This is a genomic window from Aestuariivirga sp., assembly GCF_037139295.1.
Lineage (GTDB): Bacteria > Pseudomonadota > Alphaproteobacteria > Rhizobiales > Aestuariivirgaceae > Aestuariivirga.
The window spans coordinates 47,950-62,951 of sequence record NZ_JBAXGR010000001.1 but is presented as its reverse complement, the minus strand read 5'-3'; the positions used below and the strand labels follow the sequence as shown (position 1 = coordinate 62,951).

The window sequence follows — 15,002 nt, the reverse complement described above, 5'->3', positions numbered from 1 at the left end:
CTCAATAGGGGAAGCCTGTGCGGATGTTGAGGCCCGCTAGGCTTCCGATCGTTAGCCGTGAAGTGATTAGACGGCGAACAGGAGGAGAAGCGCCACGACGAGCGAGAAGATGCCGAGGCCTTCGGCCAGAGCGGCGCCGATCAGCGCGTTGGTGAACTGGGCAGCGGCAGCGGCGGGGTTGCGGAGCGCACCCGACAGGAAGTTGCCGAAGATGTGGCCCACGCCGATGCCGGCGCCACCCATGCCGATGCAGGCAATGCCGGCGCCGATGTACTTAGCTGCGATCGGATCCATTGGTCTCTCCTTGAGTTTTGTATGGATGTTGATGGTGAAGGCTTAGTGATGGGTATGCAGTGCGTCGTTGAGGTAGACGCAGGTCAGGATCGCAAACACGAAGGCCTGCAGGAACGCGACAAGGAATTCGAGAGCGGTGAGCGCCACCGCCATGCCGAGCGGTGCGATGGACCCGATGATGCCGCCGATGCCCATCGATGCCAGCAGCACCACGAAGCCCGCGAACACCTTCAGCACGATGTGGCCCGCCAGCATGTTGCCGAACAGACGAAGGCCAAGGCTGACCGGGCGCGACAGGAACGAGATCACCTCGATCACCGAGATGAAGGGCAGGATCACCATGGGAACGCCCGACGGCACGAAGAGCTTGAACCAGCCGAGCCCGTGCTTGGCGATGCCGACGACGATCACCAGCAGGATCACGAACACGGCGAGCGTGGCTGTCACCACCACGTGGCTCGTCACGGTGAAGAAATACGGGAACATGCCGAGCATGTTGGCCACGAGCACGAAGGAGAACAGGCTGAAGACCAGCGGGAAGAAGGCCTTGCCCTCGTTCCCCAGCACGCTCTTCACCATGTTGTGGATGAACTCGTACCACAGCTCGCCGATCGACTGGAGGCGGCCCGGCACCAACGCGCCGCGGGCGGCCGAGATCAGCAGGAACAGCGTGATGAATGCGACGATGATGCCCATGAACAGCGCCGAATTGGTGAAGCTGATCTCATGGCCCGCAATGTTCCAAGGACCGGCAAGGTCATGCAGCTGGAACTGATGGATCGGATCGATGGGGTTGGCCAAGGTCAGTCCTCTTCGTCGTCGTCATCAAAGGCCGCTTTGGGCGGCGGGTTCGTATTCAGCCGTTCCTGGGGAGGGGGCACCCTGTTGGCCGCGCGGGCCAGGTTCAGGAAGCCGGCTCCAAATCCCAGGAGCAGGAAAATGATCAGGCCGAAGGGCAACGTGCCGAACAACCAGTCGATGCCATAGCCGATCAGGCCGCCGACCAGTGTTCCGGCGGCGAATTCGCTGACCAGCTTGTAGCCCCTCGCATAGTCCGAGGTGCTCTGCATGCTCGTCGGCGGCTTCGCGCTTTCGGCCCGCTCCGAACGTTCTGCCGCGATGCGGCCGGAAAGCTCCTTGAGTCGCGCCGAGAGGTCGCCCAGCTCGGGATCGGAAGAACCCTGTTGCGGCCCCTTTTTGCCAGATTTCGTCATGTGACAGACCTCCAGACAAACGGCAGGCGCGCTCGGAAATTCTACCCTTCCAAAGCGGGCGCACCATAGTTGCGGGCCCAAAATGTGTCAAGAAATGGATTTTGCTTTTAAGTGATTGATAAAAATAAGAAATTTGTCCCTGGACCGGACTGCGTCGATTTGCGCCGCAAGTGGCCCGCAAACGCCGTGGAAACGCACGTTGGCGGGCCCAATTCCGCACTGCGGCAGGGAGCCCTCCGGGCAGGGCGATCAGGGATCAAGTGCCGCGAATCCGTATTTTGCCATTTTCCGGTCTTGGAATTATTGCAAGGCATTCCCGCGAAAGCGATATAAGCCGCCGGACTTGACCGGCCCCACGACAAAGGATTCGAATTGATGCGCGTCACCACGCTTGCCCTTGCCCTCGCCAGCCTCCTGGTCCTTCCCGCGCAGGGCTTTGCCGACCCCGTCGCCGACTGCAACAGCGACGAGCCGATGATCATCATCAAGGGCTGCAGCCAGCTCATCGACGGCGGCAAGACGAACAGCGACGCGCTGGCCATTGCCTACTTCAACCGCGGCAATGCCTATGACGACCATGGCGACCATGATCGCGCGGTCGAGGATTACACCGCATCGATCAAGCTGAAGCCGGATTATGCCGACAGCTACTTCAACCGCGCCTTCTCCTATGAGGGCATAAAGGATTATGACAGCGCCATCGCGGACTACACGCGCGTCATCGCGCTGACCCCTGACTATGCCAAGGCCTATTACGGTCGCGCCCGCGTTTTTGAAGCCAAGGGCGACCTCAAGCAGGCGCTCGCCGGCTACGAGGAAGCCGCCAAGCTCGCCCCCAACAACAAGTCGGTGCAGAAGAAGATCGCCGAAGTGAAGCAGAAGCTGGGGCAGTAGCCCCTCGCTCAAAGCTTATGGATGGCCTCATCCGCCACATCACCGGCCACTGACTGAACTGCCTCCGCCAGGTCGGTGCCGGCCTTTTGTGCCGCGTCGGCCAACGGTGCCTGTTCCGGCGGAGCCGTGTCCTCGGGGCGTGTTCTGCCGTCCGGCAGCGGCATCGCGTAAGCGAGGTCGCTCGGGTCCGGGCGTTTCGCATAGGGCGTCGACACCAGCAACACCTTGCCCGGTCCACGGTACTGGCGGAGATAGTCCTCGCCGGACAGCCAGTGGCTCACGAGTGAGCGGGTGGGCCGGACCACCCTGTAGCTGACGTCCGCCGATCGTGCGATCACCAGTTTGCCTTCGACAGAAATCGTCTCGCGGCCAAGGTCGATCTCCTCGACAGGTCCGTCGGCATTGACGACCACGCGGCCCTCGCCACTCACCTTGGTCTGGAAGTCGATGAAGCCCTCGCCCGCCCAGTAGGACGTCATCATGCGCTCGCGGTGCAGCCCCAGCCTCACGGAATTGTCGGATGCCCAGTAGGCGCCGTTTTCGAGGATCCACGGCACGCCATCGAGCTCGAAGCTGTGGTAGCCGCCGAAGCTCGAGGCAAGGTAGATCTCGCCGGTGCCAACATAGCGCGGCCGGATCAGCGGCTCGTCGGAAATCGAGCACTTGATCATGCTGCCGATTGATGGGAGCGGCGTATCCACCTGCACGTCGCCGCGCATGTAGCTGAGCGCACCCGCCTCGGCCCGCACCGCCTCGCCGGCGATGGTGATCTTCACCCAGCGCTGCATCTGGCTCGTCTGGATTTCGAATGTTGCCATCGCCCGCGGCCCTCTACTTCAGCAGGCCGAGTTCGCGGAAGGCGCGCTCGGCTCCGGGGTGCAGGGGTGCTGTGAGCGACTGCGTCGCCATCTTCTGCGGGTCGAGCCCGGCAAGCGCCGGCTGTTGGCGCAGCTTGTCAAGATTCTTCATGATCGCCATGGTGAGCGCATAGACAATATCGTCCGGCACATCAGCGGATGTCACAAGCGTGGTCAGGCCGCCAAATGTCGGCGTATCGGCAGGAAGACCGTAGTCCGCACCTTGGATCACGCCCTTCACGTAATAGGGCTTGGCGGCCACCAGTGCGTCAATCTTCGCGCCGCCGATCGGCACCAATGTCAGTCGGCAGGACTTGATCTCGGAATCGACGAGTTTCGACGGGTGGCCGAGGATCAGCAGGCTGGCGTCGAGCGTGTTGGCGCACATGCGCCCGGCGGCGGCTTCAGGCTTCTTCTCGGATGATTCGGCGAGGTCCTTCTCGGTGATGCCGAGTGCTTCCTTCAGCACATCCCATGTGGCGCGTGTTCCTGATCCGGGTGCGCCAATGTTGACCCGCTTGCCGGCCAGGTCCTCCGCCGAGGCAATGCGCGCGTCAGGGCGGGCAATCAGTGTCAGCAGCTCTGGGTAGAGCGACATCACCGCGCGCAGCTTTTTGACCGGCTGGCCCTTCCAGCGGCCTTCGCCCGCGCTGGCGAAGAATTGCACGTCGGACTGCACCAGCGCGAATTCCTCCTCGCCAGAACGCACCGACTCGATGTTGTAGACGGAACCCGGCGTTGCCTCGATCGAGCAGCGCAGGGGGGCTGAGCTGCCCTCCTTGTTCAGCACATCACAGATCGTCTGGCCGGTTGGGTAGTAGATGCCTGATACCGGGCCGGTGCCGAGCGAAACATACTGCTGTTCCGCCAGCGCTGCCACCGGCCAGGAGAGAGCGGCGAGGAATGCCGTCACGATGAGGGCGCAGCGGATGGAGATGTCAGCGCGCGCCATCACGATTCATCCCATTGCATGACGTGGTCATACATCTGCTTGTAGGCATCGGGGGCGACGCTCACCGTGCCCTGCAGCGGCCGGTCCATTGCCGCGATCAGGAAGATCATCACGCCGAGGAAGAACGAGATGATGCCACCCAGGATCATGTGCAGCGTAAGCCGCATGTCGAGCAGCCAGATCAGCAGGATGTTGATCAGCGCGCCGATGATCATCACGTACCAGAGCACCCCGGGGATTGCGGTGCTGACGCCGGTCAGCCGCTGCTGGCGCGCATCGTTCAACTCGCCGAAATATTTCATGCTCTGTTCCTGCAGCAGGCTCTGCGTGTGATCGATGGGTTGCAGCGAAATGAGCTTCTGCTGGATCACCTGAAGGCGCAGGTTACCGCCGTTCCACACTTCGCCCCTGTTGTGGGCGGGCCAGTCCTTCTTGATCACATATTGGGTGTAGTCGCGCAGCAGATATTGCACCTCGCCACGCAGCGGTTCTGGGTAGGCGGCAACCGTGCGGTAGAGCGAGGCGATGCTGGAAGCCTCGCGGTAGACGCTGGCCTCCACGCTGGAGGCATTGCTGAAGGCGGTGACTGACAGCAGGCCGAGCAGCAGGCCATAGAACAGGCTGAAGCCGGCGCTGGCATAATTGACGAGGTCATTCGACCCTGGCTGCTTGCGCAGCCAGCGGCGGATGAACGGCTTGAAGAAGATGATGCCGAACCAGGTGACCCCCACCATGGCCAGCGAGCAAAATAAGGCAAGCCGCGTGGGCGACAGCGTGTCCACCCAACCGAGGAAACCTTGCGGATCAAACCCCTGATACAACGAGCTCCGGTCTCCCCTTTGCATGCGCCATGCCTCCGCGCACCATTTTCGCGCGTCCGCCACGTCAGAGCAAGCCATAGACGGAACCTCTCGTCGAAATTGTACCCGAGAATGCAATCCGCCAAATGCAGATCAACCTTGCCCGGCCTGACCGGGCACCATCTTCGAGACCAAGCAAAGCATCGCCCGGTCAAGCCGGGCGAAGGTGAAGACGAGGCGGGCAGAAAACGCCCCTAAAGCAGCCCCATTCCGGTCAACTGCACCCTGAGCGCCTCAGGTCCGGTGAAGTGGATGGCCTTCATCCCCACAGCTTCCGCGCCCTTGACGTTTTTCAGGCTGTCGTCGATGAACACGCAGGACACGGCGGCGAGGCCGTTGCGCTGCAGCAGCAGGCGGTAGATCGCCGGGTCCGGCTTGATCACGCGTTCGTCGCCTGAAACCACGGTGTCACGGAACACGTTCAGGAATGGAAAACGTTTCAGCGTTTCCTTGAACTTGTCCTGGTTGAAGTTGGTGATGGCGTAAAGCGGCGTGCCACGCGCGCTGAGTTCCTCGAGTATCTGCACGCTGCCATCGATCGCGCCCAGCACCGTCTCATGCCAGCGCAGGTCATAGGCGGTAATGGCCTCGGCATGCTCGGGGTAGCGCGCGCTCAGCGCCTTCACGCCATCGGCGAAGCTGCGCCCGAGGTCCTGCTCGAGGTTCCAGTCTTGGGTGCAGACATTGCCAATGAACCACTCGACCTCGCCTTCCGTCGCAAATATCTTGCGATAGAGGGCGCGCGGTTCCCAGTGGACCAGCACATTGCCTATGTCGAAGACGACGTTCATCTGCGGCACTCAGGCCGCCGACTTCTCGTCCACCAGCGTTTCGGCCTCCGCGAGGTTCACCGACACCAGCTGAGAGACGCCGCGTTCCAGCATGGTCACGCCGAACAGGCGGTGCATGCGAGCCATGGTGAGCGCGTGGTGGGTGATGATCAGGAAGCGCGTCTCGGTGCGCTCCAGCATCGCGTCGAGCAGGTTGCAGAAGCGTTCCACGTTGTGGTCGTCGAGCGGTGCATCGACTTCGTCGAGCACGCAGATCGGCGAGGGATTGGTGAGGAACACCGCGAAGATCAGCGCCATGGCCGTGAGCGTCTGCTCGCCGCCCGACAGCAGCGACAGCGTGGTCGGCTTCTTTCCGGGCGGATTGGCGATCAGCTCGAGGCCGGCTTCCAGCGGGTCATCCGACTCAATCAGCTGCAGCTCGGCCTTGCCACCGCCGAACAGCGTGGTGAAGAGCTCGCCGAACTTCTGGTTCACGATACCGAAGGCGTCGAGCAGGCGCTGGCGGCCTTCGCGGTTGAGGCTCGAAATGCCGCCACGCAGCTTGTTGATCGCCTGGATCAGGTCATCGCGTTCCTTGACGAGGCCGTCGAGCTGCTTGGCAACTTCCTCGGCCTCTTCGTCGGCGCGCAGGTTGACGCCGCCAAGGCGCTCGCGGTCCTCGCGCAGGCCCTGCAGCTTGCGCTCGATGTCATGCCACTCCATCAGCTGCTCAAGGTCGAGGCCGGTGGTGGAGATCACCTCGTCAGGCGCGCAGTTGAGCGCTTCCGTGATGCGCAGCTCGCATTCGGCAAGCCGTTCCGTGCTGCTTTCGAGGCGCGCGCCGAGGCGGGCGTGCTCCTCGCGCGCGGCGGACAGCAGCTCCTGCACGGCACGCAGGTCCTGGTCGGCCTGGCGCACGTCGTTCTCTGCCGTCTGCAGAGAGTCGGAGGCGACCTTCTTCTCCTGCTCGGCTTCGGCCAGCGTGTTCATCAGCTTCAGGCGACGGTCCGCCAGAAGCTGCGGCAGCTCGGAAAGCTCGAGGATGGCGGCGCGGGTTTCCTCTGCGCGCGCGGTCAGCTGCTCGATCTGTTCGTTGGCGCGCGACGCACGCGAGGTCCACTGGGCGATTTCCGCCTCGATGGCGCGAATGCGGTCGGTGCGGGCGCGGGCTTCGCGCTCCAGGCCGTCATGGGTGGCCCGGGCCTCGGCATAGGCGGCGCGCTCGGCGTTGACCGTGTTGCGCAGCGCGTTGAGCGCAACCTGAAGGTCGTCGAGCACGGGCAGCTCTTCGGCCTCGGCGGTGGCTTCCTCGAGCCGGGCGCGCGCTTCCTCGAGGGCTTCCTCGATGCGGCGCTGGGCCTCGTCGAGCGCACTCGTCTGGGCAAGGCGTTCCGATACCTGGCGCTCATGCTGGGTCAGGGCGCGGCGCGCGAAGTCGACGGCGGACACGGCGGCGCGGTGGCCTTCGCGCTTCTCGCGCTCGAAGCGCGTGGCGGTCTCGATGGCGGCGCGGGCCGCCTCGAAATGGCCCTGTGCTTCTTCCGAAGCGGCAATGGCCTGTTCCATCTCGACCTCGAGCGAGGCAAGGCGGTTCTTTTCGGCAAGACGCTTGGCAGCAGCACTCGGCGCATCGGCGGCGGCGGTGAAGCCGTCCCAGCGCCACACGTCGCCCTCGCGGCTGACGAGACGCTGGCCGGGCTTCAGTTGCGGCTGCAGCGCCTGGCCAAGGGCCTTCGAAACAACGCCGATGTGGCTGAGGCGGCGCTGCAGCGCCGGCGGAGCCAGCACGAAATTGATCAGCGGCTCGGCACCATCGGGCAGGGTCGCGGTGTCGGCGAGCGGCGGAAGCCCGCGCCAGTGAACCGGCGCACCTTCGTCTCCGGAAGCGTCGAGGTCGTCGCCCAGCGCCGCACCCAGCGCCGTTTCAAATCCGGTCTCGACGCTGATCTGGTCGATGAGCGACGGCCACAGGTCGCCGCCGCCGGCTTTCAGCAAATTCGTCAGCGTGCGGACTTCCGTCTGCAGCCGGTCGGCCTTGCGGCGGGCATCGTCATGGGTGGCGCGGGCATCGCTTTCGGCACCGCGGGCGGCGCGCACGGCGGCCTCGGCCTCCGACACATGCGCCTCGAACCCGGCTGCCTGCTCGACCGCGTGCTCGACGGCACCGGTCAGCTTGTCGCCATCGCCTTCAACGTTGTAGCGGGCCAGCAAGTCATTGCGCTTGGCGGTGGTTTCGGCGAGTTCGCGATCGAGGCGGGCAACCCTGTTCTTGTGCTCGTCGATGGCGCGCAGGATGGCGTTACGGCGGGCAGAAAGCTCGGACAGGCGGGCGGCGGCTTCATCGGCGGCTTCCTGCGCGCGCGCCAGCGCATCCGCTGCGGTCTGCAGCGCCACGGCGGCCTCGGCGCGGATGTCGTCATCCGAGCCCTGGCCAGCCTTCAGCGTCTCGCCTTCCTCGGCAAGGCGGCCCAGCACGCGGTCGGTGTCGTTCAGCAGTTCCTGTTCGCGCTGCAAATCCGAATTGATCTGCGCAATGCGCTGGTCCAACTCCTTGCGGCGCTCGCCGGCACGGCGTTCCTCTTCATCAAGCACGTTGCGCTCATGGCTCACGCGCTGCAGCACTGCGGCGCGCACCGCTTCCTGCTCGCGCAGGCTCGGCAGCTTCTCGCCCAGGTCGTCGCGCAGGCGCAGCTTCTCGGAGGCTGCGCGCGTGTGCTCGGCCAGCACGCGGGTTGCTTCATCAAGTGCTGCCGCATCGCGCTGCGAGGCGTCCGCCGTCTCACGCCAGTTCACATAGAGGCCCATGGCCTCCAGCCGCCGGATCTCGCCCGACAGGCTCTTGTACTTCGTCGCCTGGCGCGCCTGGCGCTTCAGGCTGTTGAGCTGGGTTTCGAGCTGCGAGGTCACGTCGTCGAGGCGGGTGAGGTTGGTTTCCGCCGCCTTCAGCTTCAGTTCCGCCTCGTGGCGGCGCGTGTGGAGGCCCGTGATGCCCGCTGCCTCTTCGAGGATCAGGCGCCTGGCCTGCGGCTTCGAATTGATGATCTCGGCGATCTGCCCCTGGCGCACCAGCGCGGGCGAGCGCGAGCCGGTGGAGACATCGGCGAACAGCAGCTGCACGTCACGTGCGCGCACGTCCTTGCCGTTGATGCGGTAGGCGGAGCCCTCGTCGCGCTCGATGCGGCGCGATATTTCGAGTGTCTCCTGGTCCTGGTACTGCTGCGGCGCAGTGCCGTCGTCATTCGCCATGGTGACGACGACTTCCGCCATGTTGCGGGCCGGGCGCTCGGTGGTGCCCGAGAAGATCACGTCGTCCATGCCGGAGGCACGCATCGACTTGTAGGAGCTTTCGCCCATCACCCAGCGCAGCGCTTCCAGCAGGTTGGACTTGCCGCAGCCATTGGGGCCCACCACGCCGGTGAGGCCGGGCTCGATAAAGAGATCCGTCGGCTCAATGAAGGATTTGAATCCCGAAAGCCTCAGCCGTGTGAACTTCATCTTGAGCCCTTGCCCCTTTTTTGTCGGCTGCCTTAAAGCAGCTTGTCGATTTCGGCCTTGAGAGTGTCGTAAGTCACTTCGCCGTCGAGCTGCTTGTTGTTGACGTAGAAAGTGGGTGTGCCCTGCACGCCGAACTTCACGCCGCCATCGCGGATTTCCATGATGCCCTTGGCAAGCTTCTCGTCACGCAGCGTGGCGTCGAATTTTTCCTGGGTGAAGCCCGCCTGCTTGGCGATGTTGAGAAGGCCCGTGGCCGGGTCCTGCGCCCAGGTCTGCAACGTGTCGAAGAACACGTCGATCAGCGGGAAATAGGACTCCTTCGGCGCCGCGCGGGCGATCATGAAGGCGGCGAGTGCCGGGTCGTTCAGCGGAAATTCGCGGAAGATGAAGCGAACCTTCTTGTTGTCGATGTAGTCGGCCTTGAGCTTGGGCCACACATCCTTGTGGAAGGCGGCGCAATGCGGGCAGGTGGCCGAGGCATACTCGACGATGGTGACCTTGGTGGCACCCTCGTCGGCGCCCAGCGCCATGTCGCCCAGCGCCGGCGGCGCCAGGAGCTCGGCCAGCACCACGGGCTTGGCGGGGGTTTCCGCAAGGGCAGGGGCCACGGCCAGCCCTGCAACGGCGGCTCCGGCCAGGAGAATCGAACGGCGGTTGATCATCTTCATGATTTGTTTACCTACTAGATGTTGGGGGTTGAAACAAAAGGGAATTATTTGCCTTGTGGAGAACTTGAAGCCCCCGCCACCCCCCGCCCGAGGCGCTCCAGCGCCTCCCTGAGGGAGGGGTCTTTCACAGCATTAAGTTCTTGTTCGTGAACGGATTTTTCAGGCAGAGCCGGGGGCTTCGGGCGGGGCTTTGCCAGCTCCACCGCCTGCATCACCTTGAGGCTCGTCACGGCGCCATAACCAAAAAAGCTGTTGATGCGCGAAATGATGCGGGACGCTTCATATTGTAGCTCCAGCGCCCGGCCGGGTGCGGCCCTGATGACCAGCGTGCCGCCCTGCTTCTGGGCCTCCTCGCCTGATCCCCGGGGCCATTTGATGCGTTCCGGGGCTGAGACCGCCGCCAGTTCCTCACCAACGATTGCATCCCAGCTCGCCACCACGTCTGCCTGGGCAAAGCCATAGCGCGCGAAGGCGGCCTTGGTGATCTTGCGGAAGTGCTTGGAGAGGGTTTCCATTGCCGGGCCGGAGGGTTGATCGGTAGTCTCGGTGTAACAGGAGTCGTTTGTTTGCGCAGCAGCATGGCCAGAAAAGGGCCGGAATCCCACCGCTCTTCACAACTTCTTGCGTGGTACGACGCCAACGCCCGGGTTCTGCCGTGGCGCTCGCGTCCGGGCGAGCAGGCCGACCCCTACCGCGTGTGGCTGTCGGAGATCATGCTGCAGCAGACCACCGTTCAGGCGGTGAAGGCCTATTTCGAGAAATTCGTTGCCCTCTGGCGCAGCGTCGAGGCGCTGGCCGCAGCACCCCTCGATGACGTGCTCAAGGCCTGGGCGGGGCTTGGTTACTATGCGCGGGCCCGCAACCTCCACGCCTGCGCGAAGGACGTGGTGGCCCGATTCGGCGGCCGCTTCCCCGACACCGAGGCAGAACTCCGAAGCCTCCCCGGCATCGGCCCCTATACAGCGGGCGCCATCGCAGCCATCGCCTTCGGCGGGCGCCATGCAGCGGTCGATGGCAATGTCGAGCGCGTCATCAGCCGCATCTACGCCATCGAAACGCCGCTGCCGGACTCGAAGCCCGAGATCCGCGAGAAGACGCAAGCACTGGTGCCGGTGCAGCGTGCGGGTGATTTCGCCCAGGCGATGATGGATCTCGGCGCCACCATCTGCACCCCGCGCGATCCCAACTGCCTCATCTGTCCGTGGACGGAGCATTGCGCTGGCCGCATCACCGGCCTTGCGCCAACGCTGCCGAGGAAGAAGCCGAAGAAGGCGGTTCCCACGCGCCGCGGTATCGCCTTCTGGATCGAGCGTGCCGATGGCGCGGTGCTGCTCCGCCGCCGCCCGGAGAAGGGCCTGCTCGGCGGCATGATGGAAGTGCCGTCGACCGTGTGGGGTGCGACGGTGGCGGATGCCGAACCACAGGCTCCGCTCGCCGCTGAATGGAAGAAACTGCCCGGCACAGTCGAGCACACCTTCACGCACTTTCACCTTGAGCTCACTGTGTGGAAGTCCGAGGCCATCAGCGACGGAGTGCTGCGCGATGACGGTGACTACCGCTGGACGAAGCGCCAGGAGATCGATGGTGAGGCGCTGCCAACGGTGATGCGCAAGGTGGTGGCTCATGTGCTCCCCCATATGCCGTCACCCCGGCGAAAGCCGGGGCCCAGCTTTGGGCGTAAACCACGCGGCAAGAAAGCGGGGTCCCGGCTTTCGCCGGGATGACGGCCGGGAAGTGGATTACCTCCGCCCGCCCACTTCATCGATATGCGCCAGCAAATCTGCCGGATCTTCATACACGCGATAGGCGCCGGCGCGCTCAAGCTCTTCCATGCCATAGCCGCCGGTGAGAAGACCGATGCCCAGTGCCCGGGCGCGGCGTGCAGCGAGCATGTCCCAGATGGCATCGCCCACCACGCAGGCGGTGTTGATGTCGCAGTCAAGCTTCTCGGCAGCGGCGAGGAACAGGTCGGGGTCGGGCTTGGCATAGCGCACGAGGTCGCGCGTGATGACCACGTTCCTTTCCGGATCGACGCCGAGGATCTTCAGCACCGGCCCCGCCGTCTCGATGCGGCCCGAGGTGGCAATCGCCCAGGGAATGTCATTGTCGCTGAGATAGGCGAGCAGCTCACGCGCGCCGGGCAGCGGCCTGGTGCGGTGCGAGCGCGCATTGTAGTACTTCAAGTGCAGAAGCCGCAGCCGCTCCAGCATCTCCGGCCCGAATTCGCGCCCCGTCTCGCGCGCCAGCGCCTTGGTGAAAAGGCCCCCCGACATGCCGATCTTGCGATGCAGCCGCCAGACGGAAACCTCGACGCCCTCTTCCTGCAGCGCATCGTGCCAGGCCAGCACATGGTCATAGACGCTGTCCACCAGCGTGCCATCGAGATCGAACAGGAATGACGTCTGCTGCCGCGCCTTGATCATGGGGGGTCACCTCGTTGTGGCGAGAGACTTAGCGCGGTGTGGGCGGATACACCACCACCCACTCATCATGCCCGGGCTCGACCCGGGCATCCTCTTCGCGGCCACCAAAAAAGATGGCCGGGACAGGCCCGGCCATGATGAACTTACAGTGCGTGAATTGACCTCACGCCGCTGCGGCCATTTCTGCGCGCAGCTGCTGGCGCAGCATATCGATGGGAACGAGGTTCGGCCCCTTCTTCACGTGCCAGAAGGTCCAGCCATTGCAGGCTTCGGCCCCCTGCACATGGGCGCCGATCTTGTGGATCGAGCCCGAGGCATCCTTGATGGCGATGGAACCGTCCGCACGCACCCGTGCGGCAACCCGTGTCGAGGGGTCGAATAGCATGTCGCCTGCCTTCACGAGCCCGCGCTCGATCAGCGAGCCGAAGGGGATGCGCGGCTCCGCGCGCTTGCTGGTGGTCACCTGCAGGGCTTCCGGCGGCAGCCGCTTGGTGGCGTCGATGCGGGCCAGCGCCGCCTCGGCATAATCTTCTTCCCGCTCGATGCCGATGAAGTGGCGGCCCAGCGCCTTGGCGGCAGCACCCGTCGTGCCGGTGCCGAAGAACGGGTCCAGCACCGTGTCGCCAGCCTTGGTGGTGGACAGCAGCACGCGGTGCAGCAGCGCCTCTGGCTTCTGCGTCGGGTGCAGCTTGTCGCCTTGCGTGTTCTTCAGCCGCTCGGCACCGGTGCACAATGACAGCGTCCAGTCGGAGCGCATCTGCAAATCGTCGTTGAACACCTTCATCGCTTCATAGTTGAAGGTGTACTTGGCATTGGCATCGCGCGAGGCCCAGATCAGCGTCTCATGTGCATTGGTGAAGCGCCGTCCGCGGAAGTTCGGCATCGGGTTTGTCTTGCGCCACACCACGTCGTTCAAGATCCAGAAACCCATGTCCTGCAGGATCGTGCCAACACGGAAGATGTTGTGGTACGAGCCGATCACCCACAGCGCGCCATCGGGCTTCAGCACGCGGCGGCATTCCGCCAGCCAGCCCTTGGTGAAGCGGTCATAGGCCTCGAAGCTCTCGAACTGGTCCCAGTGGTCGTCCACCGCGTCGACCTTGCTCTGGTCAGGCCTGGTCAGGCTGCCGGTGAGCTGCAGGTTATAGGGCGGATCGGCGAAGACGAGATCGACGGAGCCCGCCGGAATCTTCTTCAGCTCTGTGATGCAGTCACCGACCAGGATCCGATCCTGCAATGGCCGGATATCCGGCCGCGTCTGATAACCCATCCCACACCCCTCGAACGCGATACGCAGCTGACTCAAGAATCGGCACCTTGAATCGTGCGGAGTCGGGTGTGAATCGAATTCGTGGGAAGTGGTTAACGCGCGGCCAGAAGTGCGGCGATGGGCGCAAAGCTGCGGCGGTGCAGTGGCGTCACCCCATGGCGCCGCAAGGCCTCCTGGTGCAGCGCGGTGCCATAGCCCTTGTGCCGGGCAAAGCCATATTGGGGATACGTCTGGTCATGGCCCACCATGATGCGGTCGCGCGTCACCTTGGCGATGATCGACGCGGCGGCGATCGACAGCGACTTCGCATCGCCCTCGATGATGGTTTGTACGGGGCAGGGCAGTTGCGGCGCGCGGTTGCCATCGACGAGCGCCAGCGCCACGCCGTCGATCTGCCGGAGCGCTTCTGTCATCGCCCATAGGGTTGCCTGCAGGATGTTGTCGCGGTCGATGCGGTCAACCTCGGCAATGCCGATGCCCACCCGGCTCGTTGCCATGATGGCGGTGAACAGCGACTCGCGCCGTGCTTCGCTCAGCTTTTTGGAATCGTTCAGGCCATCGGGAACGATCTTTGGGTCCAGGACCACGGCGGCGGCCACCACGGGGCCAGCCCACGGCCCGCGTCCCGCCTCGTCGATGCCGCACACGATTTTCGTGCCCTTGCGCATCGCCTTCCGTTCGATCGTGAAGTCCGGTCCTTCGCGCCCCATGCCGCCGTTAAAGCATGATCATGCATGCGCGGCAATTTGACGAGAAGGTACCCCTGCTCCCGGTGGGAGGAGCAGGGGTCGGGATGGCGCCTGGGGGCTCAGCAACCGGCAACCATCCCGGGGGTGTCGTCAGCGGTGGCCAGCACCGTCGTTGCCGTGGCGCGTGTGGCCGGCCGGATCGTCCGCGCCATGCTTGGCGAAGGCGACGCCGCCGGGAATCGCGGCGGCCATGACGGAGATGAGGCCGGCGATGAAGATCTTCTTCATGTTTGCTCCTGTGCGTGCACGGTGAAGTCCGTGACTGTAAGGGTCTACGCTGCCCCGGCGCGCTTCTTCCATCCGCAGTAAGTAAAAATGTGGAAGGCGACAGAAAAATTCTGAGCGCCTGACAATTGGCTGACAAAATGCCGATTTTTGTGGAACAAAGTGGTTGTTCTATAGTGAACGCGCGGGCTCTGGAATAGTCATTCCTAGCAAAGTTTATAGATCATTATTGTAATAACTTATCATACCGCGTCGCAGGCGCATGGCGGGTTGGGTGACGTGCGCGGCCTTGCCTCTGCCCGGCTGGGGCTTGCCCTTGCGGCGTGTGTGG

General features: G+C 64.0%; 16 protein-coding genes. 2 read left to right on the top strand and 14 right to left on the bottom strand.

Features of this window, described 5'->3' with window-relative positions:
* Positions 1-66: 66 nt before the first annotated feature.
* Genes WCJ41_RS00340 through WCJ41_RS00330 form a run of 3 tightly spaced genes read right to left on the bottom strand, consistent with a single transcriptional unit; the run spans position 67 to position 1,508 of the window.
* On the bottom strand, positions 67-294 hold the full coding sequence (locus tag WCJ41_RS00340; RefSeq protein ID WP_336903818.1) for a F0F1 ATP synthase subunit C: 228 nt from the start codon (positions 292-294) through the stop codon (positions 67-69).
* Positions 295-336: 42 nt separating this feature from the next.
* Entirely contained in the window at positions 337-1,095 is a 759-nt protein-coding gene (locus tag WCJ41_RS00335; protein ID WP_336903817.1) for a F0F1 ATP synthase subunit A, read from the bottom strand.
* Between the two features lie 2 nt (positions 1,096-1,097).
* On the bottom strand, positions 1,098-1,508 hold the full coding sequence (locus tag WCJ41_RS00330) for an AtpZ/AtpI family protein (protein ID WP_336903816.1): 411 nt from the start codon (positions 1,506-1,508) through the stop codon (positions 1,098-1,100).
* A 375-nt stretch (positions 1,509-1,883) separates the two neighbouring features.
* On the opposite strand from WCJ41_RS00330, the gene WCJ41_RS00325 reads away from it, so the two are divergent.
* Positions 1,884-2,402 (top strand): tetratricopeptide repeat protein, encoded by a 519-nt coding sequence (locus WCJ41_RS00325; protein WP_336903815.1) that lies wholly within the window; start codon positions 1,884-1,886, stop codon positions 2,400-2,402.
* A gap of 8 nt (positions 2,403-2,410) precedes the next feature.
* On the opposite strand, the gene WCJ41_RS00320 is transcribed toward WCJ41_RS00325, so the two are convergent.
* The 7 genes from WCJ41_RS00320 to WCJ41_RS00290 all read right to left on the bottom strand — a co-directional run bounded on the left by WCJ41_RS00320 (position 2,411) and on the right by WCJ41_RS00290 (position 10,519).
* Positions 2,411-3,220 (bottom strand): AIM24 family protein, encoded by an 810-nt coding sequence (locus tag WCJ41_RS00320; RefSeq protein WP_336903814.1) that lies wholly within the window; start codon positions 3,218-3,220, stop codon positions 2,411-2,413.
* Positions 3,221-3,233: 13 nt separating this feature from the next.
* Positions 3,234-4,211: a TAXI family TRAP transporter solute-binding subunit gene (locus WCJ41_RS00315; RefSeq protein ID WP_336903813.1), complete on the bottom strand. Its 978-nt coding sequence runs from the start codon at positions 4,209-4,211 to the stop codon at positions 3,234-3,236.
* Positions 4,211-5,032: a hypothetical protein gene (locus WCJ41_RS00310; RefSeq protein ID WP_336903812.1), complete on the bottom strand. Its 822-nt coding sequence runs from the start codon at positions 5,030-5,032 to the stop codon at positions 4,211-4,213. The genes WCJ41_RS00315 and WCJ41_RS00310 overlap by 1 nt, the downstream gene beginning before the upstream one ends.
* A gap of 233 nt (positions 5,033-5,265) precedes the next feature.
* The gene (locus tag WCJ41_RS00305; RefSeq protein ID WP_336903811.1) at positions 5,266-5,862 is read right to left on the bottom strand and encodes an HAD family phosphatase; all 597 of its coding nucleotides are present in this window, start codon (positions 5,860-5,862) and stop codon (positions 5,266-5,268) included.
* Between the two features lie 9 nt (positions 5,863-5,871).
* The gene (locus WCJ41_RS00300; protein ID WP_336903810.1) at positions 5,872-9,336 is read right to left on the bottom strand and encodes an AAA family ATPase; all 3,465 of its coding nucleotides are present in this window, start codon (positions 9,334-9,336) and stop codon (positions 5,872-5,874) included.
* 32 nt (positions 9,337-9,368) lie between these two features.
* Positions 9,369-10,004: a DsbA family protein gene (locus tag WCJ41_RS00295; RefSeq protein ID WP_336903809.1), complete on the bottom strand. Its 636-nt coding sequence runs from the start codon at positions 10,002-10,004 to the stop codon at positions 9,369-9,371.
* A 44-nt stretch (positions 10,005-10,048) separates the two neighbouring features.
* Complete coding sequence (locus WCJ41_RS00290; protein ID WP_336903808.1) at positions 10,049-10,519, bottom strand: DciA family protein; 471 nt, start codon at positions 10,517-10,519, stop codon at positions 10,049-10,051.
* Between the two features lie 63 nt (positions 10,520-10,582).
* Between WCJ41_RS00290 and mutY the strand changes: the two genes are divergently transcribed.
* On the top strand, positions 10,583-11,728 hold the full coding sequence (mutY, locus tag WCJ41_RS00285) for an A/G-specific adenine glycosylase (protein WP_336903807.1): 1,146 nt from the start codon (positions 10,583-10,585) through the stop codon (positions 11,726-11,728).
* Positions 11,729-11,743: 15 nt separating this feature from the next.
* On the opposite strand, the gene WCJ41_RS00280 is transcribed toward mutY, so the two are convergent.
* From WCJ41_RS00280 to WCJ41_RS00265, 4 genes are all read right to left on the bottom strand, one after another.
* A complete protein-coding gene (locus tag WCJ41_RS00280; RefSeq protein WP_336903806.1) occupies positions 11,744-12,427 on the bottom strand; it encodes an HAD family hydrolase in 684 nt (227 codons plus the stop codon).
* A 163-nt stretch (positions 12,428-12,590) separates the two neighbouring features.
* Positions 12,591-13,697 carry a site-specific DNA-methyltransferase gene (locus WCJ41_RS00275; RefSeq protein ID WP_336903805.1) on the bottom strand — a complete coding sequence of 369 codons (1,107 nt, stop codon included), beginning with the start codon at positions 13,695-13,697 and terminating at the stop codon, positions 12,591-12,593.
* Between the two features lie 92 nt (positions 13,698-13,789).
* Positions 13,790-14,407 (bottom strand): ribonuclease HII, encoded by a 618-nt coding sequence (locus tag WCJ41_RS00270; protein ID WP_336903804.1) that lies wholly within the window; start codon positions 14,405-14,407, stop codon positions 13,790-13,792.
* Between the two features lie 129 nt (positions 14,408-14,536).
* A complete protein-coding gene (locus WCJ41_RS00265; protein WP_336903803.1) occupies positions 14,537-14,674 on the bottom strand; it encodes a hypothetical protein in 138 nt (45 codons plus the stop codon).
* Between the last annotated feature and the right edge of the window lie 328 nt (positions 14,675-15,002).

Excerpts from the sequence above, each read along its gene's own strand:
- WCJ41_RS00315 (WP_336903813.1), bottom strand. The coding sequence starts at position 4,211 with ATGGCGCGCGCTGACATCTCCATCCGCTGCGCCCTCATCGTGACGGCA.
- WCJ41_RS00290 (WP_336903808.1), bottom strand. The coding sequence starts at position 10,519 with ATGGAAACCCTCTCCAAGCACTTCCGCAAGATCACCAAGGCCGCCTTC.
- WCJ41_RS00305 (WP_336903811.1), bottom strand. The coding sequence starts at position 5,862 with ATGAACGTCGTCTTCGACATAGGCAATGTGCTGGTCCACTGGGAACCG.
- WCJ41_RS00295 (WP_336903809.1), bottom strand. The coding sequence starts at position 10,004 with ATGAAGATGATCAACCGCCGTTCGATTCTCCTGGCCGGAGCCGCCGTT.
- WCJ41_RS00325 (WP_336903815.1), top strand. The coding sequence starts at position 1,884 with ATGCGCGTCACCACGCTTGCCCTTGCCCTCGCCAGCCTCCTGGTCCTT.
- WCJ41_RS00270 (WP_336903804.1), bottom strand. The coding sequence starts at position 14,407 with ATGGGGCGCGAAGGACCGGACTTCACGATCGAACGGAAGGCGATGCGC.
- mutY (WP_336903807.1), top strand. The coding sequence starts at position 10,583 with ATGGCCAGAAAAGGGCCGGAATCCCACCGCTCTTCACAACTTCTTGCG.
- WCJ41_RS00280 (WP_336903806.1), bottom strand. The coding sequence starts at position 12,427 with ATGATCAAGGCGCGGCAGCAGACGTCATTCCTGTTCGATCTCGATGGC.
- WCJ41_RS00275 (WP_336903805.1), bottom strand. The coding sequence starts at position 13,697 with ATGGGTTATCAGACGCGGCCGGATATCCGGCCATTGCAGGATCGGATC.
- WCJ41_RS00320 (WP_336903814.1), bottom strand. The coding sequence starts at position 3,220 with ATGGCAACATTCGAAATCCAGACGAGCCAGATGCAGCGCTGGGTGAAG.
- WCJ41_RS00300 (WP_336903810.1), bottom strand. The coding sequence starts at position 9,336 with ATGAAGTTCACACGGCTGAGGCTTTCGGGATTCAAATCCTTCATTGAG.
- WCJ41_RS00340 (WP_336903818.1), bottom strand. The coding sequence starts at position 294 with ATGGATCCGATCGCAGCTAAGTACATCGGCGCCGGCATTGCCTGCATC.
- WCJ41_RS00330 (WP_336903816.1), bottom strand. The coding sequence starts at position 1,508 with ATGACGAAATCTGGCAAAAAGGGGCCGCAACAGGGTTCTTCCGATCCC.
- WCJ41_RS00265 (WP_336903803.1), bottom strand. The coding sequence starts at position 14,674 with ATGAAGAAGATCTTCATCGCCGGCCTCATCTCCGTCATGGCCGCCGCG.